We start from the raw sequence: 26464 nt of genomic DNA on the forward strand, positions 1-26464 counted from the left end.
GGTGTTTCCGACTCTATCAGATCTTTTCTCGATCCGATTTCCTCGGCGCTTTCCAGGTTTCCGCTCTCGCGTTTCCCTTTCCGGCGGTTCCGACTTTATCAGAAGTTTTTGGCCGGTCTAACCGGCCGCTCATTTCTGAGTAGTAAGTCGGGGGTGCTTCTCAGGGTCACAGTCGCGACGCCTCGGGAAGCAGATAGATTCTAAACGATCAGCCCTGAACTTGTCCAGTTCTAGGCAACTCATTGAATCTACCTCCCCACTCCACCCGTGTCAACGGGTCTTGCGGGGCGAAGAGGAGACTAGCAGCTCACAGGCCCCGTACGCACATCAGGCGGCCGTCGGGAGGGTCGTGCTGCGCTCGGCCTCATCTAGGTCACCCGTCTCGCCGGCACGTACCGCACGACCGCCGAGGACGTAGACGTATGCCAGGAAGGCCACCTCGGCCGCGACCCCGATGCCGATGCGAGCCCAGGTGGGGAGGCCGGACGGGGTCACGAAGCCTTCGATGGCGCCGGAGACGAACAGGACCAGTGCGAGGCCTATCGCCATCCCCACTGCTGCCCGACCCTCCTCGGCGAGAGCGGTACGGCGGCTTCGGGGGCCCGGGTCGATGACGGTCCAGCCCAGGCGGAGGCCGGTGCCCGCGGCGACGAAGACCGCGGTCAGTTCGAGCAGGCCGTGCGGAAGGATCAGGCCGAGGAAGGTGTCGAGGCGGCCGGCGGAGGACATCAGCCCGATACCGACGCCCAGGTTGAGCATGTTCTCGAACAGGATCCAGAGCACGGGCAGCCCCAGAAAGACGCCCAGGACCAGGCACATCGCGGCGGCCCGGGCGTTGTTCGTCCACACCTGCGCGGCGAAGGAGGTCGCCGGGTGGCTCGAGTAGTAGGTCTCGTACTCGCCGCCGGGGCGGGTCAGCTCGCGCAGCTGGCTGGGGGCCGCGATGGTCGACTGCACCTCCGGGTGGGTGCCTATCCACCACCCCAGGAGGATCGCGATGGCGGTGGAGATGAGCGCGGTGGGTACCCACCAGTGGCGCGCGCGGTAGACCGCGGCGGGGAATCCCTGACCCAGGAAGCGCGTGACGTCGCGCCATGAGGCGCGGCGGGTTCCGGTGACGGCGCTGCGCGCGCGTGCCACGAGTTGGCTGAGCCGTCCCGTCAGCTGGGGATCGGGAGCGCTGGACTGGATGAGGGACAGGTGGGTGGCGGTGCGCTGATAGAGGGCGACGAGTTCGTCGGCCTCGGCGCCGTTGAGGCGGCGCTGGCGGCGGAGCAGGGTGTCGAGGCGGTCCCATTCGGCTCGGTGTGCGGAGACGAAGACGTCCAGGTCCATCGGGTCTGCCTGCTCCTCGACTGGTCGTCCACTGCTCGTGGTGGAGGCTCGTGATGCTGTCAGCTTGTCCTACTGCGGCGCGATGCGCCCTCAGCTTGGCAGACTTGCGCTTCACGGGGCAGGCCAGGGGAAGGACGGCGGGCGTGAGTGAGCTGGTGACCGGCGAGGCGGTGGCGCTGGAACTGCGCCCGGCCAAGGTGCCGAGCAGGGCGTTGGCGGTGTTGCTGGACCTGGTCGTGGCGGTGCTCGTGTACATGGGCGTGACCTTCGCGCTGGTGGCCGCGACGTCGTCGTTGGACGAGGCGGCCCAGCTCGCGGTGTCGATCGCGACCTTCATGTTGGTGCTGGTCGGCGGTCCGATCGCGGTGGAGACGCTCAGCCATGGGCGCTCGCTCGGGAAGCTGGCGTTCGGGCTCAGGGTGGTGCGGGACGACGGTGGGCCCATCCGGTTCCGGCATGCGCTGGTGCGCGGCTCGATCGGTGTGGTCGAGATCCTGATGACGTTCGGGATCGTGGCCTGCATCGCCTCGCTGGTGTCGGCGCGGGGTCGGCGGCTCGGGGACGTCTTCGCGGGCACCCTGGTCGTACGCGAGCGGATTCCCGTGGGACGGGCCGGCCTCGTGCCTCCGCCTCCGCCGGGGCTCGCGGGGCGGTTCGCGGAGCTGGACCTGTCGGCCGTACCGGATGGGCTGTGGCTCGCCGTCCGGCAGTACCTGACGCGGATGCAGCAGCTCGATCCTCAGGTGTCCTGGGACATGGGGCAGCGGCTCGCGGCGGATCTCGCGGGTCGTACGGGGGCTCCGGCGCCGCAGGGCGCGCACCCGGCCGCTTTCCTGGCGGCTGTGGTCCATGAGCGGCAGACTCGCGAGGCGCGGCAGGCATTCGGCGGCCCGGGTCCCGTTGTGGCTGGGGGTGCGCCCGCCGGCTTCGCGCCCGGCGTGCCCGGTGGTGCTGCGCCGGGTGGCTATCCTCCGCCGGTGCCTCAGGCGCCCGTGGCGAGCGGGTATCACCAGCAGGCGCCGGTCTGGCCGCAGAATCCTGGTCAGCCTGGCCCGTCCCAGGCTTCGGTCGTGCCGCCCGCGTCGACGCAGCCGGACGAGTCGGCGTCCGACCGGCCGGCCAAGGGTTCCGGTTCCACCGGGTTCGCTCCTCCCGCGTAGCAGGTCGCTCCGTCGGCTCGGGTGGCGTCGGCTCAGTCGAATCTCGACGGCGGTGACCGGAGGTCTTCCAGCTCGATCCCGGGCGCGGACAGGACCACGTCCCCGGCGATGTGCACAGTGTGCCGTTCGCCGGTGTCCAGGGCTGTGACCTGGTATTCGTCCACGGTCAGGGGGCCGTTGTCAGTGGCGTGTGCTTCGCTGTTCACCAAGGCCCAGGACTGGTCCACGGTGCGGGGGGCGAGGACCGGGTCCGTGAAGGCCACGAGGCGTACGCGGGTTGCGGCGGACGAGGGGGTGAGGCGCAGCAGACGGGCGGTGGCGACGAGGAACGCGGGGGACGTGCCGGTGAAGGCGTGGGCGCGCACATTGCCTTCGGTGGCATGAGTTCCGGTGGGGTCGGTGCGGACCCAGGTGACGCCGTCGAGGGCGGCGCCGCGTACCTGCCAGCCTCCCGCGTGGAGTTCGAGGCGGATGGGGCGGCCGAGGTCGTCCAGGGCGAGGTCGACCGAGCCGCTGTGGTCTCCCGCGGGGGTGATCAGCTGGGAGACGTAGCGCCAGCCGGACGGGCCGGGGGCGCACTGGAAGTGTTCTTCTGCGAGGGGGGTGTGATCGTGCGGATCGTGGAGCGAATAGCGGCCGCGGGGCATGGGGGTCCTGGGGCTTGACGGGCTGGTCCGGCCTGAGGCCAAAGGGGCAGGCCCCCGGCACGGGGGTGCGGGGGCCTGCCTCGGAGGAACTGACTGCGGACCTACGGACTCAGTAGCGGTAGTGGTCCGACTTGTACGGGCCGTCGACCTCCACGCCGATGTACGCGGCCTGCTCGGGGCGCAGCTGGGTGAGCTTCACGCCGAGCGCGTCCAGGTGGAGGCGGGCGACCTTCTCGTCGAGGTGCTTGGGCAGCGTGTAGACGCCGGTCGGGTACTCGTCGGGCTTGGTGAACAGCTCGATCTGGGCCAGGGTCTGGTCCGCGAAGGAGTTGGACATCACGAACGACGGGTGACCGGTGGCGTTGCCCAGGTTCAGCAGGCGGCCCTCGGACAGGACGATGATCACCTTGCCGTCGGGGAAGGTCCAGGTGTGGACCTGCGGCTTGACCTCGTCCTTGACGATGCCGGGGACCTTGGCGAGACCGGCCATGTCGATCTCGTTGTCGAAGTGGCCGATGTTGCCGACGATGGCCTGGTGCTTCATCTTGACCATGTCCGCGGCCATGATGATGTCCTTGTTGCCGGTCGTGGTGACGAAGATGTCGGCCTTGTCGATGACCTCGTCGAGGGTCGTGACCTGGTAGCCGTCCATCGCCGCCTGCAGGGCGCAGATCGGGTCGATCTCGGTGACGATCACCCGGGCGCCCTGGCCGCGCAGGGACTCCGCGCAGCCCTTGCCGACGTCGCCGTAGCCGCAGACGACGGCGGTCTTGCCGCCGATCAGGACGTCGGTGGCGCGGTTGATGCCGTCGACCAGGGAGTGGCGGCAGCCGTACTTGTTGTCGAACTTCGACTTGGTGACGGCGTCGTTGACGTTGATCGCCGGGAAGAGGAGGACGCCGTCGCGCTGCATCTCGTACAGGCGGTGGACGCCGGTGGTGGTCTCCTCGGTGACACCGCGGATCTCGGAGGCCAGCTGGGTCCACTTCTGCGAACCGTCCGTGATGGTGCGGTGCAGGAGTTCGAGGATGACGCGGTGCTCGTCGGACTCGGCGGTGTCGACGGACGGGACCTTGCCGTCCTTCTCGTACTCGACGCCCTTGTGGACGAGGAGGGTGGCGTCACCGCCGTCGTCCAGGATCATGTTCGGGCCGCCGGTGGGGCTGTCCGGCCAGGTCAGCGCCTGCTCGGTGCACCACCAGTACTCCTCCAGGGTCTCGCCCTTCCAGGCGAAGACCGGGATGCCCTGCGGGTTGTCGGGCGTGCCGTTCGGGCCGACGGCGATGGCGGCGGCCGCGTGGTCCTGGGTGGAGAAGATGTTGCAGGACGCCCAGCGGACCTGCGCGCCCAGGGCGACGAGGGTCTCGATGAGCACGGCGGTCTGCACGGTCATGTGCAGGGAGCCGGTGACACGGGCGCCGGCGAGAGGCTGCGCCTCGGCGTACTCCTTGCGGATCGCCATGAGGCCCGGCATCTCGTGCTCGGCGAGGGTGATCTCCTTGCGGCCGAACACGGCCAGGGAGAGGTCGGCGACCTTGAAGTCCTGTCGGTTGTCGACAGTCGTCATTGCGAGCTGCTCCTCGGGGTTGGGTCGAGGTGGGTACGGCTGGTCTGCGCGGCGGCGGACACAGGGGTGCCCGAGAAGGGGCACAGGCATGCCCACGTACGCGCAGCGCAGTCCGTCGGAGGCCCTCTCTCCCTCGGTCGGTCCGCAGGGGGACCGCCCGACCGCCATCAGCAGCGACGTCTGGCTCCGTCCCAAGCTACACCGGAGGTCCGGCTCGTCCCCAGTCCGCATGCGAACAGTTCAGGTCGTTCCGGGGACGTGGCCGGAGGTCGGAGCGCGGTTTCGCGGGCGGGTGGGCAGGTGACCGGAGGGCGTGGGCGGACGGCCTCAGACCGGTATGACCTGGGACTTTCGCACCTTTGAGTCGAGGGCTGGGTGCTCGTTGCTCCGGGCCTGTGCCAGCTTCGCTCCTGGCCGGGGAAGAGTTACCGCGCGGCGACTTCACGGCCGGCGGTGGGCCCCTCAGTGACCGACCGGGTGCGGGGTCGGGCCGCCCGGGGTCGCCTCCGGGTCCGGGCCCTTGGCGGCCTCGGCCTCGCTGTAGATGTCCGGCTCCAGGTAGATGACCCGGGCGATGGGGACGGCGGCGCGGATGCGGGCCTCGGCCGCGTTGATGGCGTTCGCGACCTCGGCGGCCGTGTCGTCGTGCTGGACGGCGATCTTGGCGGCGATGAGCAGCTCCTCGGGGCCGAGGTGGAGCGTGCGCATGTGGATGACGCCGGTGACGGATTCGCCGTCGACGATCGCGGTCTCGATCTTCTTGACCTCGTCGATGCCCGCGGCCTCGCCGAGCAGCAGCGACTTGGTCTCGGCGGCCAGGACCAGGGCGATCAGGACGAGCAGGACACCGATGCAGACGGTGCCGATGCCGTCCCAGACGCCGTCTCCGGTGAGCAGGGCGAGGCCGACGCCGCCGAGGGCGAGGATCAGACCGATGAGCGCGCCGAAGTCCTCCAGCAGGACCACGGGCAGCTCGGGCGCCTTGGCGCGGCGGATGAACTGCGACCAGGAGAGTTTGCCCCTCAGCTCGTTCGACTCCTTTATGGCCGTACGGAACGAGAAGCCCTCGGCGATGACCGCGAACACGAGGACACCCACCGGCCAGTACCAGTGCTCGATCTCGTGCGGGTGCAGGATCTTCTCGTAGCCCTCGTAGATGGCGAACATGCCGCCGACGGAGAACAGGACGATCGAGACGAGGAAGGCGTAGATGTACCGCTCGCGGCCGTAGCCGAAGGGGTGCTGCGGGGTCGCCTCGCGCTGGGCCTTCTTGCCGCCGATCAGGAGCAGGAACTGGTTCCCCGAGTCGGCGAGCGAGTGGACGCCCTCGGCGAGCATCGACGAGGAGCCACTGAACGCGAACGCGACGAACTTCGATGCCGCGATCGCGAGGTTGGCGCCGAGTGCCGCCACGATCGCCCTGGTACCGCCTGACGCGCTCATGTGTCCGCGTTGTCCCTTCGCCCTCGTCCGTCCACGCCGTCCGGGCGTGCGCCCGGCTTTGCCCGTGCTTTGCCGGTGCGCCATTCTTGCAGCCCGGCCGGGCGGCGACGCCTCAGGTGTCCACAGCCCCGGTCATACGATCACAGTGGCACGGAAGACCGTGCCCGCGCCGGACACCTCGGCCTTCTCGTCGGCGGGGACGAAGACCGACTGGCCGGGGGCGAGTTCGTGCTCGCCGGCCCGGACGGAACCGGCCGTGCACAGCAGGATCTGCGGGGTGCGCAGGGTGAGGTCGTGGGTGGTGCCGCCCTCGGGGAGCACGTAACGGGAGAGCCGGAACTCGTCGATCGGCGTCTCGTAGAGCTCCTCGCCGTCCGGGGAGGCCTCGGGGCGCAGTACGCCCGGGTCGCCGGCCTCGAAGCGGACGACGCGCAGGAGTTCGGGGACGTCGACGTGCTTGGGGGTCAGGCCGCAGCGCAGGACGTTGTCGGAGGTGGCCATGACCTCGACGCCGAGGCCGTTGAGGTAGGCGTGCGGGATTCCGGCGCCGAGGAACAGGGCCTCGCCGGGCTGCAGACGGACATGGTTGAGCAGCATCGCCGCGATGACGCCGGGGTCGCCCGGGTAGTGGTGGGCGAGGTCGGCATAGGGCGCGTAGTCGCCGCCGAGACGGGTGCAGGCGGCGGTGGACTCGGCGACCGTGTGGGCCATCTCCTGCGGGTCGGCGCTGAGGATCGCCGTGAGGACCTCGCGCAGGGCCGCGTCCTCCGGGTGGGCGTGCAGCAGGTCGACGTACGGCTTGAGGGAGTCGACGCCGAGACCGTCGAGCAGGTCGGCCGTCCGGACCGGGTCACGGAAGCCGCACAGGCCGTCGAACTCGGTGAGCGCGCAGATCATCTCCGGCTTGTGGTTGGCGTCCCGGTAGTTGCGGTGCGGGGCGTCGACGGGGATGCCGCGCCGCTCCTCGTCGGCGTAGCCCTCCTTGGCCTGTGCCAGGTCGGGATGTACCTGGAGGGAGAGGGGGGCGCCGGCGGCGAGGATCTTGAGCAGAAAGGGCAGGTGGGGACCGAACTTGGCGACCGCCTCCGCTCCCAGTTCCTTCTCCGGGTCGGCGTCGATGACCTCGACGAGCGTCCCGCGCGCGGTGCGCGAGGGAGCACCCGGGTGCGCCCCCATCCACATCTCCGCCTGCGGTTCGCCGGTCGGCTCCACGCCGAGCAGGTGCGGAATGGCGGTGGTGGAACCCCAGGCGTAGGGGCGGACGGTGTTGTCGAGGCGGTCCATGTGGTTTCTCTGTCTCCGTTACGTACGCTGCTCGGTCGGCGCCGTCGCCGGTCCCGCGCCGGTGGTGGGCGCGGGCCGGACGACCTGGAGCAAGGTCAGGCCCCGGAAGCGAGCGCCAGGTAAACGGCGGCGAAATCCGTGATGGCGATCAGTTCCGCGAGGGTCTCCAGATCGCCGCCCTCCTCCGGTTCCAGCTCGCTGATCGGTGTGTCGTGGCTGAGGGCCAGGTCACGGGCGCCAGGCGCGGCGGTGAGACCGCCGATCGGGTGGTCGCGGAGCAGCACCACGCGCGCGTGCAGCGCGGGCGTCTCCTCCACGCGGTCGCGGAAGAAGTCCTCGGGGTCGGCGCTGGCCGCGAGGGGACCGGCCAGCAGGGCGCTGTGCGCGGCGAGCGCCTCGGGGAGCTCGGCGACCAGGGCGGGGCGGCCGGCCAGCTCGGCGAGGGCGGCGGAGAAACGACGGCCCGCGGGCCCGGCCGAGCTGCCTTCCGTCCAGACGACGGGCAGCGCGTCGGCGAGCTCGGCGGCCAGGGTCTTGGCCGGGTTGCTGTAGGTCGCGATGGCCGGGCCGCAGCGTTCTGCGATGTTGTCCAGGCGGTCGGCGACCTTCTCCAGGGCGTCCGGCCCGGCGGTGAGCAGGCCGATGCGGTCGAGGAGGGCAAGCAGCGGGGTGAGCAGGGCCCAGAAGACGCCCGAGGAGGACGCGGCGAGGGGTTCTTCCCGGTCGTACGGCGACGTCGCCATCGGTACGAACAGGCCGTGCGCGCCGGTCATCGCCTCGGCCAGTGGGGTGCCGGCGGGGGCCACGGCGACCACCGAGGCCCCGCGGCGGTAGGCCTGCTCGGCGAGCATGGAGAGGCTGGGCTCGGTGCCGTCCGGGGTGGCGATCAGCAGCAGGTCGACCGAGCCGGCCCAGCCCGGGAGCTCCCAGCGCAGGGCGCCCGCGGCCGGGGCGACGCCGGTCGGGGCCAATCGGGTGACGGGGCTGCCGGGGCCGGCAAGGCTGCTGATGAAGTCGGCCGTGTGGGTGGCGGCTGCTCCCGGGCCCGCGATCAGGACGGCGCGGGGCCGGCCGTCGGGCTTGAGGTCGCCGACGCCGGCCTCGATGGCGTGCCGGGCCGCGGTGCGGACGCGGGCGCCGGCCTCCGCCGCGCCGTGGAGGAGGCCTCGGCGGTCGGCCTCGGCGAGGCCCTCCGGGGCGTCGAGCAGCGATTCGTCGAGCATGGGCGGCAGCCTCCGATCACCGGGGGTCCTGTGCGGGGGTCGAGCACGGGGGTGGGCGCCTCGCCGTTGCGGGCGGTGGGCCTCTTACGCGGGGCGGCGGGCCTCGTCGACGAGCAGGACCGGGATGCCGTCGCGGACGGGGTACGCCAGGCCGCAGTCCTGACCGGTGCAGATCAGCTCGGTGTCCTGCTCCTTGAGGGGGGCATGGCAGGCCGGGCAGGCGAGGATCTCCAGGAGGCCGGCTTCGAGCGGCATGGGGTTTCCCTTCGGGGGGACGGCTTTGCTGATGTGCGGTCAGCGTACCGCTGGTGGGTGGGTTGAGCTGGGCTTGCGTGCCGTCCAGGGGGGCTCTGCCCCCTGGACGCCCGGATTTTTCCCGGGTTTCGCCGGTCAGGCCCTGATGATCGCCAGTGCCTCGTCGCGGATCTTGGTCATCGTCGCCTCGTCCTTCGCCTCCGCGTTCAGACGGAGGAGGGGTTCCGTGTTGGACGGGCGGACGTTGAACCACCAGTCGGCGGCGGAGACCGTGAGGCCGTCGAGGTCGTCGAGGGTGATGCCGGGGCGGCCCTCGTAGGCGGCGCGGATCGCGGCGAGGCGGGCGGTCTGGTCGGCGACCGTGGAGTTGATCTCGCCGGAGCCCGCGTAGCGGTCGTACTGGGCGACGAGGGCGGACAGGGGGCCGTCCTGGCCGCCGAGGGCCGCGAGGACGTGCAGGGCCGCCAGCATGCCCGTGTCGGCGTTCCAGAAGTCCTTGAAGTAGTAGTGGGCGGAGTGCTCGCCCCCGAAGATCGCGCCGGAGCGGGCCATCTCGGCCTTGATGAAGGAGTGGCCGACGCGGGTGCGGGCCGGGGTGCCGCCGTTCTCCTTCACCACCTCCGGGACCGTGCGGGAGGTGATCAGGTTGTGGATCACCGTGCCCGTGCCGCCGTTGCGGGCCAGCTCGCGGGCGGCGACCAGCGCGGTGATCGCCGACGGGGAGATCGGGTCGCCGTTCTGGTCCACGACGAAGCAGCGGTCGGCGTCGCCGTCGAAGGCGATGCCCAGGTCGGCGCCTTCCTCCGGGACCCGCTTCTGCAGGTCCACGATGTTGGCCGGGTCGAGCGGGTTGGCCTCGTGGTTCGGGAAGGTGCCGTCCAGTTCGAAGTACATCGGGACGAGGGTCAGGGGCAGGCCGGCGAAGACCGTGGGGACCGTGTGGCCGCCCATGCCGTTACCGGCGTCGACCACGACCTTCAGGGGGCGGATGGCGGTCAGGTCGACGAGGGAACGGAGGTGCGCCGCGTAATCCTCCAACGTCTCGCGTGTGGTGAGGGTTCCCGGCTCGGCGACCGGTTCGGGGGCGCCCGACTCCAGCCAGCGCTCGGCCAGTTCACGGATCTGCACGAGGCCCGTGTCCTGGCCGACGGGGGCGGCGCCCGCGCGGCACATCTTGATCCCGTTGTACTGCGCCGGGTTGTGGGAGGCCGTGAACATCGCGCCCGGGAGGTTCAGCGCGCCGGAGGCGTAGTACAGCTGGTCCGTGGAGCACAGGCCGATCTCGGTGACGTCCACGCCGCGGTCCGCCGCACCGCGCGCGAAGGCGCGGGACAGGGCGGGGGACGAGGGGCGCATGTCGTGCCCGACGACGATCGCCGCCGCACCCGTCACCTCGGCGAAGGCGGCACCGAAGAGGCCGGCCAGCGGCTCGTCCCACTGGTCCGGGACCACTCCGCGTACGTCGTACGCCTTCACGATCTGCGACAGATCAGCAGCCACGGCCAACCCTCCTGAAAGTCCTATGGGTGCCCACAAACTACCCGTCAGGGGTAAGGGGTGGGTGTGCGGACACCAAGTGGACCCTGAGGAGCCGCAGAGTCGTAACGCGGGGCGGGGGTGGCGTGGGGTGGTGCCTGAGGGCCGACTGCCGTCGGGCGGGGCTCAGTTGTCCGGGGAACGCAGGACGCGCAGGTGGCCGCGGCGGGCGACCTCCATGGGGTCCGCGGTACGCCCTCCGCCGCCCGCCTGGGCCGCGCGCTCCTGCGGGCGGGCCGCCTCGCGCACGGCGTTGGCGAGCGCTTCGAGATCGTCGCCGCTGGGCCGCGCGGGAGCGGAGCCGTCGAGGAGGCGGACGACCTCCCAGCCACGGGGGGCGGTGAGGCGCTCGGAGTGCTCGGCGCACAGGTCGTAGCAGTGGGGTTCGGCGTAGGTGGCGAGCGGGCCGAGGACCGCGGTCGAGTCGGCGTAGACGTACGTCAGCGTCGCGACGGCGGGTCGGCCGCAGGCGGTTCGCGAACAGCGACGTACAGGGCTCACGACGTTGGACGGTACCGCACTCTTGAGCGGGCCGCGACGACTCTCCCCCAGGTCACTCCACCGTGTCGTGTTGTGAGACGCCCCACACACCCCTCCGAACATGCCCTTCTGACCTGCGGAGACGGGCCAGTTGGAGGTGTCGGTCGGGAATCCGTACGGTCATGAGTCGGTACAAACAACGTCAATTGCCTTGAGTTCGGCGGTCTTGGAGGGTTACGGAAACGCGCCAGACCTTGGCCGGAATGGTCATCCTGCGACATGGGGTGTCGATGGCCGGTTGCCGTGCGGTCGGGGGCCGGCTGCCGCGTGGGTGCCGGGCGGGGGGAGCGTACGGGGACTACGCTTCACCAGTGATGGACAACCGTGTACCACCCCGTGCCGCCGGCCCCGGGCCCCGTCGACGTGATCGTCACGGGCGGGGCATGAGGGGACCTATCGCGCCGCCGCAGGTGCCGTTGGCGGCCAGCCGGGCCGAGGCGTTCGCGGACCTGGTGCAGGACTCCGTGGAGCGCCTCGAGCGGCGGTGGCCGCAGCTGGCCGACATCGACTTTCTCGTGCTCGAGGTGCCGCGACTGGAGGGGCGGGGCGCCGAGGCGTGGAGCGACGAGGCCGTGCCGTTGGGCGGGATCATCCCCGCGCGGGACGGACGGCGGGCTCGGATCGTGGTGTACCGGCGGCCGGTGGAGATCCGGACCAAGGGGCGGGACGAGCGGGCCGCGCTGGTGCACGAGGTGGTCGTGGAGCAGGTGGCCGAGCTGTTGGGGCTGACTCCGGAGACCGTCGATCCCCGGTACGGGGAGGACTAGCCGGGCTCTCCGGCTGCCCGATGCCGCGGCCGGCCGGGGGACGGCTTCACCCCGGCCCCGCTCCTGGCTTGCTACTTCTGCAGGACCGACAAGTCCTCGTCCGCCTCCGGTACCGCCACCAGACCTCGGTCGCTCGGGAGGGTCTGGATGGTGAAGCCCGGGATGCCGGATTCCGTGGCCGAGAGAGTCCGGGAGGCGTAGAGGGGGGCGTCGGAAGTGGGTTCCACCGTGAGGGCGTACGTGCCCTTCAGGCCTGACGGGACGGGGGCCGAAATGTCCTGGGTGGTCCCGGACTTGATCGTGTAGGTCTTCGTCACCGGGGAGCCGCCCTCGCTGCCCGCCGAGGCGGTGACCTTGACCGTGACCGTCGCGGTGGGGGCGGTCAGGGAGAGGGCCGAGGACTTGCCGCTGTTGTCGGCCGACGTCGCGCGCGTGCCGACGGGGGCCGTGGCGGGGATGAACGCCGTCTCCTGCTTGGCCCCCTTGCCGCGGATCACGCGCAGCGCAGCCACGACCGGAACCGACTGGTCCGTGGGCGTCAGCACCAGCGAGCCCGCCTCGCCGCGAGTGACGTCGCCGAGGTCGGCCGCGGTGGTCATGCCGGACTTGACGTGCAGGGTCTCGTTCCCGGCCGGGGTGATCAGGCCGTCGGGCGAGGCCAGGCGGACCTTCAGGTCCGCGTCGGCGTCGCCGGGCGTGAAGGCGATCAGACGGACGTCGATGGCATCCTTCGGGATGCCGGGCAGGACCAGACTGCCGACCGGATCGGCGGCCGCGGCCAGCCAGTCGCCGCCCACCTTGTCGTCCAGGGCCTGCACCGCCGCGCCGACCCGGCCACTGCGCACGTTCACGTGCACCGTCAGGTCGGTCTGCTGCTCGTCGGTGAGAGTGGACAGGAGGATCGGCTTGCTCGAGTGCGGGGGGATCGTGAAGCCGTCCGGCACCGTGGACTTGATCGCGCCGCCCTTGCCGTACAGCTCGATGTCGACGACCGCGGCCGAGTCGTCCGGGTTGGTGAGGTGCACGTAGTCGGTGCGGTCGGTGGACGTGCTGGCGCCCGGGAACCAGAACTCGGTGTCCGGGGCGGTGCAGTTGACGCCCTGGAGGCCGCGGCCGGTGCCCGCGGCGATCTCGGTGGTCTCCTGGACGGTCCAGCCCGGCGCGAACTTCCCGTCGGCGGTGCCGACCAGTGCGGGCGCGTCGGCGCCGGAGGTGTCACCGGTGACCGGCGTGCCGGGTTCCTTCGGGGTGAGGACCGGCTTCTCGGCCTTCTTCTTGGTGTCCTTGCCGGTCTTGGTGTCGCTCGTGCCGTCCGCCGACTGCTCGGCGGCCGCCTGGAGTTCGGCCTTCCCGCCGCTGGCCGCACCCTTGGTGACGGGCGTGAACGACGTGTACGACGTGTCGGCGATGTCGGAGAGGCTGGGCGCGGGGCACACCAGGCCGGCGCGCTCCACGGGCAGCTCGGCGGCCGCCTTGGCGGTGCTCGCGCCGGACGCGGACGGTGAGTCGAGCGCGGCGAAGGCGGTGACGGCGGCCAGTGCGGTCGTGCCGGCGATCAGGGACAGGGTCGTGCGGTTCACTGCTGGCTCCCGTCGGGGCGCTCACTGCCGGTGCCGTAGGGGTGCTGGGTCTGGTCGTAGCCCTGCTGGTACGCCGTCGGGTCGTACGGCATCTGTCCGTCCGTACCGCCGTAGGCGTAGGGGTCGTACTGGCCGTTCTGGTAGGGGTCGGGCTGGTACGCCTGCTGGTCGTAGCCGCCGGCCGGGTACTGGCCCGCGCCCTGGTACTGGTCGGTGCCGTAGCCGGTGTACTCGGCGCCCTGGTAGGACACGGCGTCCCAGTCGGCGTACTGCTGCTGGTGCGGGACGGCGGCCGAGACCTCCTCCGGGACGGGAGGCACGCCGGGCTGTTCCTGGTCGGCCGCTTCCTCGGCCTGGGCGCGCAGGCGGCGGGCGCGGCGGCCCTCGCCCGCGGTGGCCTGGGCGGGCAGCGGCTGCTCCTCGGGGAGGTCGTCGTCGATGTCGCGGCGGCGGCCGGGCAGGGCGAGGACGACGAGGACGACGGCGAGCGCGCCCTGGGTCCACAGCCAGGCGGTGTGGGTGACCGGGGCGTCGTAGGTGACGTCGAGCGTGCCGCCGGTGGAGGGCAGTTGGAAGCCCTGGGCCCAGCCGTCGACGGTGGTGCGGGTGAGCGGCCGACCGTCCAGGGTGGCAGTCCAGCCGTCGGACGCGGCCTCGGCCAGGCGCAGGACGCGGCTGTCCGAGCCCGAGGGAACGGTGGTGTGGATCTCCACCGGCCCGGCGGCGACGGACTGGGCGGTGCCGGATCCGCCCGCGGGCACGATGGTGGCGCGGGAGACCTGCTGGTCGACCCGCCACAGGGCGCTGCCGTTCTGCTGGCTGAGCCTGCTCAGGCCGTGTGTGGCGTCCAGGACGCGGGCGACCTCGCGGGGTGCGCCCTTGTGGACGAGGACGTAGCGGACCGCGAAGCCGCCGAGCTGGCCGGCCTGGTCGGCGCCGGAGCCGGCGACGAGGTTCGCGACGACCTTGTCGAGCTTGGCGTTCTCGCCGTCGGCGGCGGCGAGTTCGGCGTCTCCCAGGCGGGCGCCGGAGCCGCGGACGAGGGTGTAGCGCACGCGCGCGGTGGAGTCGCTGTCGAGGATCAGGGTGCGGGCCTGGTCGGCGGTGGTGGCGTCCTCGGCGACGAACGCGGGGACCTGCACCGGGTCACGGCGCTCCAGCGGACCGTCGGCACCGCCGATCATCCAGCCGGCGGCGACGAGCAGCGGGCCCGCGGCCGAGGCGAAGGCGATGAGGGCGGCGACCGGCTGGCGCCAGCCGAAGCTCTGCTCGGCCACGCGCGCGCGTGCCCCGTCGGCGCCGAGCGCGGCGGCGGCCAGCAGGGCGACGCCGTAGACGAGGGTGGCGGGTCCGGCCCAGGTGGAGTGGTTGGACAGGACGGCGAAGACGAGGCCGACCAGGGCGACCGCCCAGGCGGTCCGGATGCCCAACTGGCGTTCGGAGCGCAGGAGTGCGGCCAGGGCGGCGAGAACGATGCCGATGAGCATCAGGCCGTGGACGGTGCCGGGGCCGCCCGGGCTCGCGCCGAGCAGGTCGAGCGCGGAGGCGGACGAGGAGCCGTACTCCAGGCCCGCCTCCTTGAAGAAGCCGGTCGGGAGCAGGGTGAGCGACCAGGGGGCGAGGACCAGCAGCGGGGTGCCGAGCTGGGCGACGAAGCGCAGGCCGTGGGCGACGAGGTCGCCGCGGCGCAGGACCAGCACGCCGAGGCCGAGGATCAGGGCGATGGGCCAGACGATCGGCGTGAACGCGGTGGTGACGGTCAGCAGCAGCGCGTACGCCCAGGTGGCGCGCCAGCTGCCGCGCGCGCCGGAGGCATGGGCGAGGCCGCTCGCGGCGATGCCCGCGCGCGCGACGAGCGGCAGCAGCACGGCGAGGACGGCGGTGCCGATGCGGCCGCCGGCCAGGGCGCCGGTGGCGGCGGGCAGGAAGGCGTATGCGACGGCCGCCCAGGCGCGCAGCAGGCGGGAGGTGACCAGGGGCCGGGAGGCGAAGTAGGCGGTGAAGCCGGCCAGTGGCACCGAGCAGACCAGCAGGACGGTGACCGCGAGTCCGGTGGAGCCGAACAGGATCGACGCGAGTGCCGCCACGACGGCGAGGTAGGGCGGCGCGGACGGGGTGCCGCCGGCGCCGACCGGGTGCCAGCTGTCCGCGAAGCGGGACCAGAGGTCGCCGGCGTCGGCCGGGGCGGGCAGCAGGGCGCCGCCCGCGAGCGCGCCGCCGCCGAGCAGGGCGCGGCAGGCGGCGAGGGAGACGAGGAGCAGGGCCAGGAAGAGCACCGGGCCGGGCTTGCGGGCGATCCGCTTGAGCCGGGCGAACTGCTCGATCTCCAGGAATTCGGCGTCGTCGCCGCCGGGACCCGACTCCACGGCGCCGCCGTGCCGGCCGGCCGAGGTGGTGTCGGTGTCGGAGCCGCCGGAGAAGTTGCCGGCGATCTGTTCCACGGTGGCGCGGACGGTCGCGCCGGACGGCGGGAAGAGCTGGCGCAGTTCGGCCTTGTCGATCCGGGAGGGTCCGCGGCGGCGCCGTCCGGCGAGGATCCGCTCGGGCCGGAGCAGGGTGCCGAGGAGGCCGCGGATCTCGTCGACGGCCTGTCCCGGGACCTTGCCGACGAGATAGGCGACGGTCCGCAGGAGGGTGCCGAAAACGAGCCGCAGCAGTACCCAGGGCAGCACGGCGGCACGGTTGTTGACGAGGAGGGTGTAGACGGCGCCGGCCTTGTCGACCTTGTGCGGGGAGGCGGCGGTGCGGCCCACGCAGTCGACGGTACGGCGCTCGCGGGAGGCCGCCTCGGCGTGCCGCACGACCGCCTCGGGGGCGATGAGGACGCGGTGGCCGGCCCGGTGGGCGCGCCAGCACAGGTCGACGTCGTCGCGCATGAGGGGCAGCCGGCGGTCGAATCCGCCGAGCTGTTCGAAGACGTCGCGGCGGATGAGCATGCCGGCGGTGGAGACGGACAGCACGGTGCGGACGTGGTCGTGCTGGCCCTGGTCCTGTTCGCGGCGGTCCAGGCCGGTCCAGCGGCGGCCGGAGTTGGCGATGGAGACGCCGACCTCCAGCAGTTGCCTGCGGTCGTACCAGCCGCGCAGCTTGGGCCCGACGACCGCCACGTCGTCGCGGCCGAGTTCGATCTCGTTCTCGACGACGCGGAGCAGCTGGGCGAGGGCGTCGGGTTCGGGTGCGCAGTCGTCGTGCAGCAGCCACAGCCACTGGACGGGCTCGCCGTGCGGCAGTTCGGGCATGTCGTAGGCGTCGTCGCGCCACGAGCGGGTGACCGGGTCCCAGCCACTGGGGCGCTTGAGGTACGGCAGCTCGTCCGGGGTGAGGACGGGGACGGTGCGGCACGCCTCCTCGACGGCCTGGCCGAAGCCGGTGCGCCGGGCGAGGTGCACCACGCGCTCGTCGCCGAGGGCCTCGGTGACCAGCTGGGCGGAGTCGTCCGCGCTGCCGGTGTCGGCCGCCACCGCGTACTGGACGGGGCGCTCCTGGCCGAGCAGCCCGGCGAGCGCGTCGGGCAGCCAGCGGGCGCCGTCGTGGGAGACGAGGACCGCGGTCACCACATGACGCGGGAACTCAGGAGTGGCGGCCTGCTCTTGGGCTGCCGTATGGCTGTGCACGGACATCGAGGTACGGGCCCCGGTTCGATGGACTGCGGTGGACGCCTGTGCCCACGGGGGACAGCGGGGCGTCTCGGACGAGCGCCCACACTATCGGCTGACCATGACGACGGCCCGCCGCCTGTGGATAACCCACGGGCAACGGGCCGTTCGCGTAGTTTGTGTGTGTTCGTTCCTTCAGACGGCGGCCTTCTTCAGGCGACGGCGCTCACGCTCGGACAGGCCGCCCCAGATGCCGAAGCGCTCGTCGTTGGCGAGGGCGTACTCGAGGCATTCGGAGCGCACCTCGCAGGCGAGGCAGACCTTCTTCGCCTCTCTGGTGGAGCCGCCCTTCTCGGGGAAGAAGGACTCGGGGTCGGTCTGGGCGCACAGCGCGCGCTCCTGCCAGCCGAGTTCCTCGTCCGCGTCGTCGACCAGCAGTTGCTGCACCAGCTCGGTCATGTGCGCCCCTCGTCTGTCTTTCGCGTCCCCGTGCGTAGCCGTTACCGATTTCGGCTGAACGACACGAGTGAAATTACAAGTGTGCTGCTCCGGGCGAGTCAAGCCGAGATCTGCTATTGGGCCCGTTATTCACTCTGCGGAACCAAGGCCGTGCGGAAAGTGTTCAAATCGGCATAAACCTTGACGCGCAAGCGAGGCCAGCGGGGCGGCGGACCCCGTACGGACCTCTGTACGAAGAAGGACGCCCCCGCGTTCGATCGCGTTCCGCGAGGCTTGAGCGCTCGGTTGTGCGCCATGTGTCCTCGGGGTCAGGTGAACAAACCTTTCACCTGACAGATGAACTGGATGAGGTGAAACCTGTCCCACATTCCGGGCGTCGAGTTGACAGTGCGGGTGTGAACCGCTGTCCTAGGGGGCATGCTCGCGAACTTGGCACTCACCTCGACCCGCACCGCCGGGTCCTTCGGTGCTGCCCGGGTCCGCTGTAGCTGTTGTTGCTGTCCCAGCTGTTGAGCCCTACGCGCTCCGGCTGTCGCCGAGTCCTGTGACCGGCCGATTTCTCCTTTGCAGAACCCCCCGTTCAGGGCACCCGCTCTTCCGCTCTTCCGCCGAGGAACCACAGCATCCCTATGAACAGCGACAGCGACCTCCAGATCGCCGGCGACATCCTCGAAGTCCCGCACCTGCTCCAGCCGCCGCGCGAGCACCCGGCCACCGTCGCCGAGTTCGTGGGCCTCGCCCGCGAGATCGCCGCCGACCGCTCCCAGTGGGCGCACCTCGTCCGCTACGACGCCACCACCCGCTGGTACCACCGGCTGCGCACGGGCCCCGGCTACGAGGTGTGGCTGCTGTCCTGGGTGCCCGGGCAGGGCAGCGGGCTGCACGACCACGGCCGCTCCTCCGGTGTCCTCACCGTTCTGGAGGGCACGCTGACCGAGCGGACCGAGCGGACCACGCGCGCACTGACGCCCGGCGCGCAGCGGGTGTTCGCACCCGGGTACGTGCACGAAGTGGTGAACGACGCCCTGGAGCCGGCGGTGAGCCTGCACGTCTACTACCCGGGCCTGACCGAGATGCCGATGCACACGGCCCAGCACTGCGAGGCGCGCACCGAGCCGCGCCCGGTGACCGCCTGAACGATCGACGCCCGGCAGATCATCGGTCGACGGTCCGACCGATGGACCGTCCGACCGTTGGGCCGTCCGGCCGATCAACCGTCCGGCCGAATGATCGTGTGGCCGATTGACCGCCTGACGCGTTGTCGTACCCGCCTGCCAGACTTGCCCCCATGCGCATTGTGGTTCTGGCAGGCGGCATCGGCGGTGCCCGGTTCCTGCGTGGTCTGAAGCAGGCCGCGCCGAACGCGGACATCACGGTGATCGGCAACACCGGTGACGACATCCACCTCTTCGGGCTGAAGGTCTGCCCGGACCTCGACACGGTGATGTACACGCTGGGTGGCGGCATCAACGAGGAGCAGGGCTGGGGGCGGACCGACGAGACCTTCCACCTCAAGGAGGAACTGGCGGCCTACGGCGTCGGCCCGGACTGGTTCGGGCTCGGCGACCGGGACTTCGCCACGCACATCGTGCGGACCCAGATGCTGGGCGCCGGTTATCCGCTGAGCGCGGTCACCGAGGCGCTGTGCGACCGCTGGAAGCCGGGCGTGAGACTGATCCCGATGACCGACGACCGCGTGGAGACGCACGTGGCGGTCGAGACGGACGGCGAGCGCAAGGCGATCCATTTCCAGGAGTACTGGGTGCGGCTGCGCGCCTCGGTCCCGGCCGAGGCGGTCGTGCCGGTCGGCGCCGAGCAGGCCAAGCCCGCGCCCGGTGTCCTGGAGGCCATCGCCGAGGCGGACGTCATCCTCTTCCCGCCGTCCAACCCGGTCGTGTCCATCGGCACGATCCTCGCCGTGCCCGGCATCCGGGAGGCGATCGCGGAAGCGGGCGTGCCCGTGGTGGGCCTCTCCCCCATCGTCGGTGACGCGCCCGTGCGCGGGATGGCCGACAAGGTGCTCGCCGCGGTCGGCGTGGAGTCCACGGCGGCGGCGGTCGCCGAGCACTACGGCTCCGGGCTGCTGGACGGCTGGCTGGTCGACACCGTCGACGCCGGCGTGGTCGAGCGGGTCGAGGCGGACGGGATCCGCTGCAGGGCCGTACCGCTGATGATGACCGACCTGGACGCGACCACCCAGATGGCTCGGGAGGCGCTGACGCTCGCCGAGGAGGTGCGGGGAGCGTGAGCGAGGAGCGCGCGGAGTACCGGGTCTGGGCCCTGCCCGGCATCCCCGAGGTGCAGCAGGGCGACGATCTCGCCAAGCTGATCGCCGCGACCGAGCCGGGCCTGGTCGACGGGGACGTGCTGCTCGTGACGTCCAAGATCGTGTCCAAGGCCGAGGGGCGGATCGTCGAGGCGGCCGACCGGGAGGCCGCGATCGACGCCGAGACGGTGCGAGTGGTGGCCCGGCGCGGCACGTTGCGCATCGTCGAGAACCGGCAGGGCCTGGTCATGGCCGCCGCCGGGGTCGACGCCTCCAACACCCCGGCCGGGACCGTGCTGTTGCTGCCCGAGGACCCGGACGCCTCCGCGCGCGCGATCCGCGACGGGCTGCGCGACACCCTCGGCGTCAACGTCGGGGTGGTCGTCACCGACACCTTCGGGCGGCCCTGGCGCTCGGGGCTCACGGACGTCGCGATCGGCGCCGCCGGGGTGCGTGTGCTGGACGATCTGCGCGGGGGCACGGACGCGTACGGCAATCCGCTCAGCGCCACCGTGGTCGCCACCGCGGACGAACTGGCCGCCGCCGGTGACCTGGTCAAGGGCAAGGCGGCGGGACTGCCGGTCGCCGTGGTGCGCGGGCTGGCCCATGCCGTGGCCGACGAGCACGGTGAGGGGGCGCGGGCGCTGGTGCGTACCGCGCAGGACGACATGTTCCGGCTCGGCACGTCCGAGGCCGTGCGGGAGGCGGTGGCCCAGCGCCGTACCGTGCGGGCCTTCACCGACGCCCCCGTGGACCCGGGCGCGGTCCGGCGTGCGGTGGCCGCCGCGGTGACCGCACCCGCGCCGCACCACACCACCCCTTGGCGGTTCGTGCTGCTGGAGTCGGAGGAGTCGCGGGTACGGCTGCTCGACGCGATGCGCGACGCCTGGATCGCGGATCTGCGCCGGGACGGCAAGAGCGAGGAGTCCATCGCCAAGCGGGTCCGGCGTGGGGACGTGCTGCGGCACGCCCCCTATCTGGCCGTGCCCTGCCTCGTCATGGACGGCTCGCACACCTACGGGGACCCACGGCGGGACGGCGCCGAGCGGGAGATGTTCGTGGTCGCGGCCGGCGCGGGCGTGCAGAACTTCCTGGTGGCGCTGGCCGGGGAGCGGCTGGGCTCGGCGTGGGTGTCCTCGACGATGTTCTGCCCGGACGTGGTGCGCGAGGTGCTGGGGCTGCCGGCGGACTGGGATCCGATGGGGGCGGTGGCGATCGGGAATCCGGCGGAGGAGCCGAGGCCGCGGCCCGAGCGGGATGCGGGGGCGTTCATCGAGGTGCGGTGAGGCTCCCGTACGACCGCCCGCTCTCGCCTAGTCTCGTAGGACGGCGGCGTCGGCGCCGGCACCCGCAGGACTCGTAGGACTCGGACTCGTAGGACTCATTCGTGGCAGGACGATTCGCTCCGCGGCCCACGCGTACGACCGTGCGCGGTGGGGAGGTCGCCGTGCCCGCCGGGGTGCCCCGGCAGGGTGCGGGGGCCGCTGCGCGGGTGCGGAGCTGGGTGCCGGACGGACCGCTCGATCTCGGGCTGGTGCTGGGGCCGCTGCGGCGCGGGCCGGCCGATCCGACCTTCCGGGCGACGCGGGACGGGTCCGTGTGGCGGGCCTGCCGGACGCCCGCCGGGCCCGGGACGCTGCGGGTGTACGTCCGCGGCGGTGAGGTGCGCGCGGAGGCGTGGGGGCCGGGTGCCGAGTGGCTGCTGGAGCAGGTGCCGGAGCTGCTCGGTGCCGCCGATGATCCGGACGCGTTCGTGCCGCGGCACCGGGTCGTGGCGCTGGCGCGGCATCGGCGGCCGGGGCTGCGGCTGACGCGGACCGGGCTGGTGCTGGAGTCGTTGATTCCGTCGGTGCTGGAGCAGAAGGTCACGACCGATGAGGCATATCGGGCGTGGCGGTTGCTGGTGCGGAGATTCGGGGAGCGGGCGCCCGGTCCCGCGGGGGTGAGCGAGCGGCCGATGTGGGTGATGCCGGCGCCTCGGACCTGGGCGCTGATTCCGTCCTGGGAGTGGCATCGGGCCGGGGTCGACGACAAGCGGGCCTCGACGATTCTGCGGGCCGTGCGGGTTGCTGCGCGGCTGGAGCAGGCGGTGGGGATGCCGGCGGGGGAGGCTCAGGCGCGGCTGGAGGTCGTGCCGGGGATCGGGCCGTGGACGTCGGCGGAGGTGGTGCAGCGGAGTCACGGGGCGGCGGACGCGGTGACGGTCGGGGACCTGCATCTGCCGGGGATCGTGGGGTGGGCGTTGGCCGGGGACCGGGATGCCGACGATGCGGAGATGCTGCGCTTGCTCGAGCCGTATGCCGGGCAGCGGCACCGGGCGGCTCGGTTGATCCTGCTGAGCGGGCAGGTGCCTGCGCGCCGGGCGCCGAAGATGCCTCGGGTGGACATCGGCTTGTTGTAAGCATGTTGCTCCGGTGCCCGGTACTGCGGCCGGCCGGGGGTGGGTCCGCTCACCGGCGCTGCCAGGGTGCCGCTGCGCCCACCCTCCCCCCCTGCGCCCCTAGGGGCGCGGGGAACTGCGCGATCAGCCCCCACCGGCCCGCAGACGAAGGACGGTCCGAAGGGGGCCCCGCAGGCTACTGATCCGAAGAGAAGCGGAGCGCCCCCGCCGGGATGCGGGCGTCGCACCACACACGTACGCCCTCGCGGAGTTCGTTGTCGGGGCCGACCACCGCGCCGTCGCCGATGACCGTGCCGGTGAGGACGGAGCGTTCGCCCACTCGGGCCCGGGTGCCGATGAGGGAGTCGGTGATGAGCGCGCCGGGTTCGATGACGGCGCCGGGGAGGATCGTCGAGCCGAAGACCCGCGCGCCCGTCGCCACGAACGCGCCCTCGCCGACCACCGTGCCGCCCGTCAGCTTCGCGTCCGGGGCGACCGTGGCCGTGGGCAGGATCAGGCGGTCGCCGCAGCGGCCGGGGACGGCGGGGGAAGGGGCCCGGCCGAGGACGAGGTCCGCCGAGCCGCGGACGAAGGCGGCGGGGGTGCCCAGGTCGAGCCAGTACGTGGAGTCGACCATGCCCTGAAGGTGGGCCCCGGCGGAGAGGAGGTCCGGGAAGGTCTCGCGTTCCACGGATACGGGGCGGCCTGCCGGGATCGTGTCGATGACCGAGCGGCGGAAGACGTACGCGCCCGCGTTGATCTGGTCGGTGACGATCTCCTCCGGTGTCTGCGGCTTCTCCAGGAAGGCGAGGACGCGGCCGGTGTCGTCGGTGGGGACCAGGCCGTAGGCGCGCGGGTCCGTCACCTTGGTGAGGTGCAGGGAGACGTCCGCGCCCGTCGACTCGTGGGTGTGCACGAGCCGCCTGATGTCCAGGCCCGTGAGGATGTCGCCGTTGAAGATCAGCACCGGGTCGTCGGGGCCGGAGTGCAGCCGCGAGGCCACGTTGCGGATGGCGCCGCCCGTACCGAGGGGCTCCTCCTCGGTGACGTACTCGATGTGCAGCCCGAGGGAGGCGCCGTCGCCGAAGTAGGGCTCGAAGACCTCCGCGAGGTAGCTCGTCGCGAGCACGATGTGCTCCACGCCCGCCGCTCTCGCCCGCGCCAGCTGGTGCGTGAGGAACGGCACCCCGGCCGCCGGGACCATGGGCTTCGGCGTGTGCACCGTGAGCGGACGCAGCCGGGTGCCTTTGCCGCCGACCAGGAGGATCGCTTCTGTCACCTGTCGTCTCTGCTTCCTGCCGGGACCGGCCGAACTACTCGTTTCGGCCGGCCAGTGTATGCAGACCGTGCGACGGTGCCCTCGTTGGCCGCGCGGTGTCCCGCGAGATCGGCGTCCGGTTTCCCCCAACCGACCCCCCGCCGTCCGCGAGCCTCCTCCACCCGCCCCCTGACGGCGGTGAACGCGCGCCCCCGTGCCCTCAGCGCCCCTGATACCGCGCCGCGCTGGAACGCGCCGTGCCGAGCTGGGCGTAGAGCCGCTTGGCCGGACACTCGGTGGCGAACCCGTCCCGATGGCCGTAGATCACGTTCAGTCGTACGTTCTTCCCCTTTGGGTAGAGATTGCCACCGCCCGACGTCAGATATGTCTTTCCGCTGGGATTGGCCCCGAAGAGCCCGAGCTTCCAGGCGGTGAGCTTGGCGACGGCCGTCACCGCAGCGGCGGACGGCTGGGTGGAGCTGTATGTGCCGATCACGGCGATGCCCATGCTGTTGCTGTTGAACCCGAGGGTGTGGGCACCCATGACCGCCTTCGCCACACCCCCGGCCCGGCCCTCGTAGAGGCTTCCGCACTTGTCGACGAGGAAGTTGTAGCCGATGTCCCGCCAGCCCATGCTCTTGACGTGGTAGCGGTAGATACTGCGGATGACGGAGGAGGCCTGGGAGCAGGTGGTTCCTGCTCGGTGTCCCGTCGGCCCAGCTGGGGGATCCCCAGGGCGCCGTAGGGCACGAGGTCGGTGTTGGCCGCGTAGGCGGCGACCGTCGCGTATAGATCTGCCCATCAGGAAACTGACGGACCGTCGGGAGCCGTTCCGCCGAACCGGTGGCCCCGGCGCTCGGTGCGCAGGCCGGCCCCGGCGTACTCTTGCGCGGGTGAATGCCACCGATCGCACCCCTGCCGACCTGCTGCGTTCCGCGCTCGCCGCGGATCCCGGCCGCCCCCTGGTGACCTTCTACGACGACGCCACGGGCGAACGCGTCGAACTGTCCGTCGCCACCTTCGCCAATTGGGTGTCCAAGACCGCGAATCTCCTTCAGGGCGACCTGTCCGTCGGACCGGGTGACCGGGTCGCGCTGCTGCTGCCCGCGCACTGGCAGACGGCCGTGTGGCTGCTCGCCTGTTCGTCGGTGGGAGCGGTGGCGGATGTGGCCGGGGACCCGGCCGCCGCCGACGTCGTCGTCAGCGGGCCGGACTCCCTGGAGGCGGCGCGGGCGTGCCGCGGGGAGCGGGTCGCTCTCGCACTGCGGCCGCTGGGTGGGCGCTTCCCCCAGGCGCCGGACGGCTTCGCCGACTACGCCGTGGAGGTGCCGAGTCAGGGGGATCGGTTCGTGCCGTTCGCGCCTGTGGATCCCGAGGAGGCGGCGCTGATCGTCGCGGGGGCTGAGTTCAGCGGGGGCGAGGTGGTCGAGCGGGCCCTGGCGGATGCGGTGTCGCTGCAATTGGCGGGGCCGGGGTCGAGGCTGCTGTCCGCTCTTCCGTACGACACGTGGGAGGGGCTGAGCGCAGGGCTGTACGCGCCGTTGGCTGCCGGGGGGTCCGTGGTGCTGTGCAGGAATGTCGACCGACTGGATGAGGAAGCTCTCGCCAAGCGGGTCGAGAGCGAGAGGGTGACTGTGTTGCGCCGCTGAGAGGGGGCGGGGGCGGCCATCGGGCGAGTGCGGGTGGCGGGGCTGTTCGCGCCCACGTGGCGGAGCCGCATGTCGACACAGCCCCGCGCCCTGTCAGGTCGGCCGCCGTCACCCATGTGGAGTAGCAAAGGGCGACTCCCACCCCGCTCCCCCGCCATCGTCGTAAGAGCAGAGGCATGACGCTCGTACGCCATGAGGGGACCCGCACCGTGAACGACAGCGTTCGTCGGGGGCTCGGGGCCTCGGCCGCCGGGGAGGGGCTCCTGCGGCGGCGTCGGCGGCGGTGGGTCAGGGGGGCGGCGCTAGGGGTGGGCGTGGTCGTCGTGGCGGCGGCCGGGGCGGGGTGGGCCGTGTACGCCAAGCTCAGCGCCAACATCACGCCGGACGACGCGGCCGCCGCGGAACTCGCCCGCTACGAGCGGGAGCGGCCCACCGCGCTGGTGCGGGGCGCGCAGAACATCCTGCTGATCGGTTCCGACACCCGGGCCGGGGACGGGAACGGGCAGTACGGGCGGGACCTGGGCAGCGAGCGGTCCGACACCACGATCCTGCTGCACCTGGCCGCCGACCGGCGCAGCGCCACCGCCGTCTCGCTGCCCCGGGACCTGATGGTGGACATCCCCGGCTGCCTGCGGGCGGACGGCAGCCGCAGCGAGCCGGTGTTCGCGATGTTCAACCACGCCTTCCAGGTGGGCGGTTCGGCGTGCACCATCCGTACCGTCGAGAAGCTGACGGACATCCGGATCGACCATCACATGGTGGTCGACTTCAGCGGGTTCAAGGAGATGGTCGACGCCGTCGACGGGGTCGAGGTGTGCCTGAAGGAGCCCATCGACGACAAGGCGGCCAAGCTGAAGCTCCCCGCGGGCCGGGTGACCCTCGACGGGGAGCAGGCGCTCGGGTACGTGCGGGCCCGCAAGTCGATCGGCGACGGCAGCGACACCGAGCGGATGGAGCGGCAGCAGCGGTTCCTCGGCGCGCTGGTCAACAAGGTGCAGAGCAACGACGTCCTGCTGAATCCCGTGAAGCTGTATCCGGTGCTGGACGCGGCCACTTCCTCGCTCACCACGGATCCGGAACTGGCAAGTCTGCGCGGTTTGTACCAGTTGGTGCGCGGGCTGCGGGACATCCCCGCGGAACATGTGCAGTTCCTGACGGTTCCGCGCGAGTCGTACGTCTACGACGCCAATCGTGACCAACTCGTGGAGCCGGAGGCCGAGAAGCTGTTCGCTCGGCTGCGGGCGGACCAGCCGGTGGCGGTGGCGCGGTCGGATTCTCAGGAAGTTCTCAGGGAGACCCCCGGGGCGGATCCCGGGAACGACCCCTCCGCCGCTCCGACGTTCCGTGGGAACACCGCGGCCGAGCACACCTGCGAGTGAGGCGCGCACCAAGACGACGAACTTCAGTTCAGAAATATGAGGGGGATTGCCCAGTTGTAGGAAGGTGGAATTTGTCACCGGCGTCGCTCGACGCTGAACTGGGCGGATAGTGTGAGCGATCCGGTGCACCCGGCCACGAG

21 protein-coding genes and 1 pseudogene are annotated in these 26464 nt (G+C 71.8%); 8 read left to right on the forward strand and 14 right to left on the reverse strand.

Annotated features, from left to right (window positions below):
* Positions 1 to 327: 327 nt before the first annotated feature.
* Positions 328 to 1335, reverse strand: a complete 1008-nt coding sequence (locus ACIRVH_RS45335) for a stage II sporulation protein M (protein WP_403966613.1) — start codon at positions 1333 to 1335, stop codon at positions 328 to 330.
* 143 nt (positions 1336 to 1478) lie between these two features.
* On the opposite strand from ACIRVH_RS45335, the gene ACIRVH_RS45340 reads away from it, so the two are divergent.
* Positions 1479 to 2495, forward strand: coding sequence for an RDD family protein (locus ACIRVH_RS45340; protein WP_403966616.1), 1017 nt, complete (start codon positions 1479 to 1481; stop codon positions 2493 to 2495).
* A gap of 32 nt (positions 2496 to 2527) precedes the next feature.
* On the opposite strand, the gene ACIRVH_RS45345 is transcribed toward ACIRVH_RS45340, so the two are convergent.
* From ACIRVH_RS45345 to ACIRVH_RS45380, 8 genes are all read right to left on the reverse strand, one after another.
* Complete coding sequence (locus ACIRVH_RS45345) at positions 2528 to 3142, reverse strand: hypothetical protein (RefSeq protein ID WP_403966619.1); 615 nt, start codon at positions 3140 to 3142, stop codon at positions 2528 to 2530.
* A gap of 109 nt (positions 3143 to 3251) precedes the next feature.
* Positions 3252 to 4709 (reverse strand): adenosylhomocysteinase, encoded by a 1458-nt coding sequence (ahcY, locus tag ACIRVH_RS45350; protein ID WP_403966622.1) that lies wholly within the window; start codon positions 4707 to 4709, stop codon positions 3252 to 3254.
* A gap of 462 nt (positions 4710 to 5171) precedes the next feature.
* Complete coding sequence (locus ACIRVH_RS45355; RefSeq protein ID WP_403966624.1) at positions 5172 to 6152, reverse strand: cation diffusion facilitator family transporter; 981 nt, start codon at positions 6150 to 6152, stop codon at positions 5172 to 5174.
* 132 nt (positions 6153 to 6284) lie between these two features.
* Positions 6285 to 7436, reverse strand: coding sequence for a mannose-6-phosphate isomerase, class I (manA, locus tag ACIRVH_RS45360; RefSeq protein WP_403966626.1), 1152 nt, complete (start codon positions 7434 to 7436; stop codon positions 6285 to 6287).
* Between the two features lie 95 nt (positions 7437 to 7531).
* Positions 7532 to 8659: an SIS domain-containing protein gene (locus tag ACIRVH_RS45365; protein ID WP_403966629.1), complete on the reverse strand. Its 1128-nt coding sequence runs from the start codon at positions 8657 to 8659 to the stop codon at positions 7532 to 7534.
* A gap of 84 nt (positions 8660 to 8743) precedes the next feature.
* Positions 8744 to 8914 (reverse strand): Trm112 family protein, encoded by a 171-nt coding sequence (locus ACIRVH_RS45370; RefSeq protein ID WP_007382472.1) that lies wholly within the window; start codon positions 8912 to 8914, stop codon positions 8744 to 8746.
* Positions 8915 to 9049: 135 nt separating this feature from the next.
* On the reverse strand, positions 9050 to 10414 hold the full coding sequence (locus tag ACIRVH_RS45375) for a phosphomannomutase/phosphoglucomutase (RefSeq protein WP_403966632.1): 1365 nt from the start codon (positions 10412 to 10414) through the stop codon (positions 9050 to 9052).
* Positions 10415 to 10576: 162 nt separating this feature from the next.
* Positions 10577 to 10951: a DUF3499 domain-containing protein gene (locus ACIRVH_RS45380; protein ID WP_356311604.1), complete on the reverse strand. Its 375-nt coding sequence runs from the start codon at positions 10949 to 10951 to the stop codon at positions 10577 to 10579.
* Between the two features lie 353 nt (positions 10952 to 11304).
* Here ACIRVH_RS45380 and ACIRVH_RS45385 point away from each other — a divergent pair, with 353 nt between their 5' ends.
* Positions 11305 to 11757 (forward strand): metallopeptidase family protein, encoded by a 453-nt coding sequence (locus tag ACIRVH_RS45385; RefSeq protein ID WP_403966671.1) that lies wholly within the window; start codon positions 11305 to 11307, stop codon positions 11755 to 11757.
* 71 nt (positions 11758 to 11828) lie between these two features.
* Here the strand turns inward: ACIRVH_RS45385 and ACIRVH_RS45390 are convergent, their stop codons facing one another.
* The 3 genes from ACIRVH_RS45390 to ACIRVH_RS45400 form a co-directional block, all read right to left on the reverse strand.
* A complete protein-coding gene (locus ACIRVH_RS45390; protein ID WP_403966637.1) occupies positions 11829 to 13337 on the reverse strand; it encodes a DUF5719 family protein in 1509 nt (502 codons plus the stop codon).
* Positions 13334 to 16957 (reverse strand): glycosyltransferase, encoded by a 3624-nt coding sequence (locus ACIRVH_RS45395; protein WP_403966640.1) that lies wholly within the window; start codon positions 16955 to 16957, stop codon positions 13334 to 13336. Before ACIRVH_RS45395 ends, ACIRVH_RS45390 begins: the two co-directional genes overlap by 4 nt.
* Positions 16958 to 17128: 171 nt before the next feature.
* Positions 17129 to 17392, reverse strand: coding sequence for a WhiB family transcriptional regulator (locus ACIRVH_RS45400; RefSeq protein ID WP_003975777.1), 264 nt, complete (start codon positions 17390 to 17392; stop codon positions 17129 to 17131).
* A 629-nt stretch (positions 17393 to 18021) separates the two neighbouring features.
* On the opposite strand from ACIRVH_RS45400, the gene ACIRVH_RS45405 reads away from it, so the two are divergent.
* The 4 genes from ACIRVH_RS45405 to ACIRVH_RS45420 all read left to right on the forward strand — a co-directional run bounded on the left by ACIRVH_RS45405 (position 18022) and on the right by ACIRVH_RS45420 (position 22059).
* A complete protein-coding gene (locus ACIRVH_RS45405; protein ID WP_403966643.1) occupies positions 18022 to 18528 on the forward strand; it encodes a cysteine dioxygenase in 507 nt (168 codons plus the stop codon).
* Positions 18529 to 18680: 152 nt separating this feature from the next.
* Positions 18681 to 19640 carry a 2-phospho-L-lactate transferase gene (cofD, locus tag ACIRVH_RS45410; protein WP_403966647.1) on the forward strand — a complete coding sequence of 320 codons (960 nt, stop codon included), beginning with the start codon at positions 18681 to 18683 and terminating at the stop codon, positions 19638 to 19640.
* Positions 19637 to 20944 carry a coenzyme F420-0:L-glutamate ligase gene (locus ACIRVH_RS45415; RefSeq protein WP_403966650.1) on the forward strand — a complete coding sequence of 436 codons (1308 nt, stop codon included), beginning with the start codon at positions 19637 to 19639 and terminating at the stop codon, positions 20942 to 20944. Before cofD ends, ACIRVH_RS45415 begins: the two co-directional genes overlap by 4 nt.
* Before the next feature lie 101 nt (positions 20945 to 21045).
* The gene (locus tag ACIRVH_RS45420; RefSeq protein WP_403966652.1) at positions 21046 to 22059 is read left to right on the forward strand and encodes a DNA-3-methyladenine glycosylase family protein; all 1014 of its coding nucleotides are present in this window, start codon (positions 21046 to 21048) and stop codon (positions 22057 to 22059) included.
* Between the two features lie 175 nt (positions 22060 to 22234).
* Here ACIRVH_RS45420 and ACIRVH_RS45425 read toward each other — a convergent pair whose 3' ends face one another.
* Complete coding sequence (locus ACIRVH_RS45425) at positions 22235 to 23317, reverse strand: sugar phosphate nucleotidyltransferase (RefSeq protein ID WP_403966655.1); 1083 nt, start codon at positions 23315 to 23317, stop codon at positions 22235 to 22237.
* A 199-nt stretch (positions 23318 to 23516) separates the two neighbouring features.
* Positions 23517 to 23984 (reverse strand): annotated as a pseudogene (locus tag ACIRVH_RS45430) (N-acetylmuramoyl-L-alanine amidase); the annotation flags it as partial.
* A gap of 205 nt (positions 23985 to 24189) precedes the next feature.
* Between ACIRVH_RS45430 and ACIRVH_RS45435 the strand changes: the two are divergent.
* Positions 24190 to 24945, forward strand: coding sequence for a TIGR03089 family protein (locus ACIRVH_RS45435; RefSeq protein ID WP_403966658.1), 756 nt, complete (start codon positions 24190 to 24192; stop codon positions 24943 to 24945).
* 176 nt (positions 24946 to 25121) lie between these two features.
* On the forward strand, positions 25122 to 26324 hold the full coding sequence (locus ACIRVH_RS45440) for an LCP family protein (RefSeq protein WP_403966662.1): 1203 nt from the start codon (positions 25122 to 25124) through the stop codon (positions 26322 to 26324).
* Positions 26325 to 26464: the final 140 nt, after the last annotated feature.

This window comes from Streptomyces sp. NPDC101165 (genome assembly GCF_044768135.1).
Lineage (GTDB): Bacteria > Actinomycetota > Actinomycetes > Streptomycetales > Streptomycetaceae > Streptomyces.

What these genes read in the sequence shown, in the direction of transcription:
- ACIRVH_RS45395 (WP_403966640.1), bottom strand. Translation starts at nt 16,957, where the DNA reads ATGTCCGTGCACAGCCATACGGCAGCCCAAGAGCAGGCCGCCACTCCT.
- ACIRVH_RS45405 (WP_403966643.1), top strand. Translation starts at nt 18,022, where the DNA reads ATGAACAGCGACAGCGACCTCCAGATCGCCGGCGACATCCTCGAAGTC.
- ACIRVH_RS45385 (WP_403966671.1), top strand. Translation starts at nt 11,305, where the DNA reads ATGGACAACCGTGTACCACCCCGTGCCGCCGGCCCCGGGCCCCGTCGA.
- ACIRVH_RS45440 (WP_403966662.1), top strand. Translation starts at nt 25,122, where the DNA reads ATGACGCTCGTACGCCATGAGGGGACCCGCACCGTGAACGACAGCGTT.
- ahcY (WP_403966622.1), bottom strand. Translation starts at nt 4,709, where the DNA reads ATGACGACTGTCGACAACCGACAGGACTTCAAGGTCGCCGACCTCTCC.
- ACIRVH_RS45365 (WP_403966629.1), bottom strand. Translation starts at nt 8,659, where the DNA reads ATGCTCGACGAATCGCTGCTCGACGCCCCGGAGGGCCTCGCCGAGGCC.
- ACIRVH_RS45355 (WP_403966624.1), bottom strand. Translation starts at nt 6,152, where the DNA reads ATGAGCGCGTCAGGCGGTACCAGGGCGATCGTGGCGGCACTCGGCGCC.
- ACIRVH_RS45345 (WP_403966619.1), bottom strand. Translation starts at nt 3,142, where the DNA reads ATGCCCCGCGGCCGCTATTCGCTCCACGATCCGCACGATCACACCCCC.
- ACIRVH_RS45400 (WP_003975777.1), bottom strand. Translation starts at nt 17,392, where the DNA reads ATGACCGAGCTGGTGCAGCAACTGCTGGTCGACGACGCGGACGAGGAA.
- ACIRVH_RS45335 (WP_403966613.1), bottom strand. Translation starts at nt 1,335, where the DNA reads ATGGACCTGGACGTCTTCGTCTCCGCACACCGAGCCGAATGGGACCGC.
- manA (WP_403966626.1), bottom strand. Translation starts at nt 7,436, where the DNA reads ATGGACCGCCTCGACAACACCGTCCGCCCCTACGCCTGGGGTTCCACC.
- cofD (WP_403966647.1), top strand. Translation starts at nt 18,681, where the DNA reads ATGCGCATTGTGGTTCTGGCAGGCGGCATCGGCGGTGCCCGGTTCCTG.
- ACIRVH_RS45370 (WP_007382472.1), bottom strand. Translation starts at nt 8,914, where the DNA reads ATGCCGCTCGAAGCCGGCCTCCTGGAGATCCTCGCCTGCCCGGCCTGC.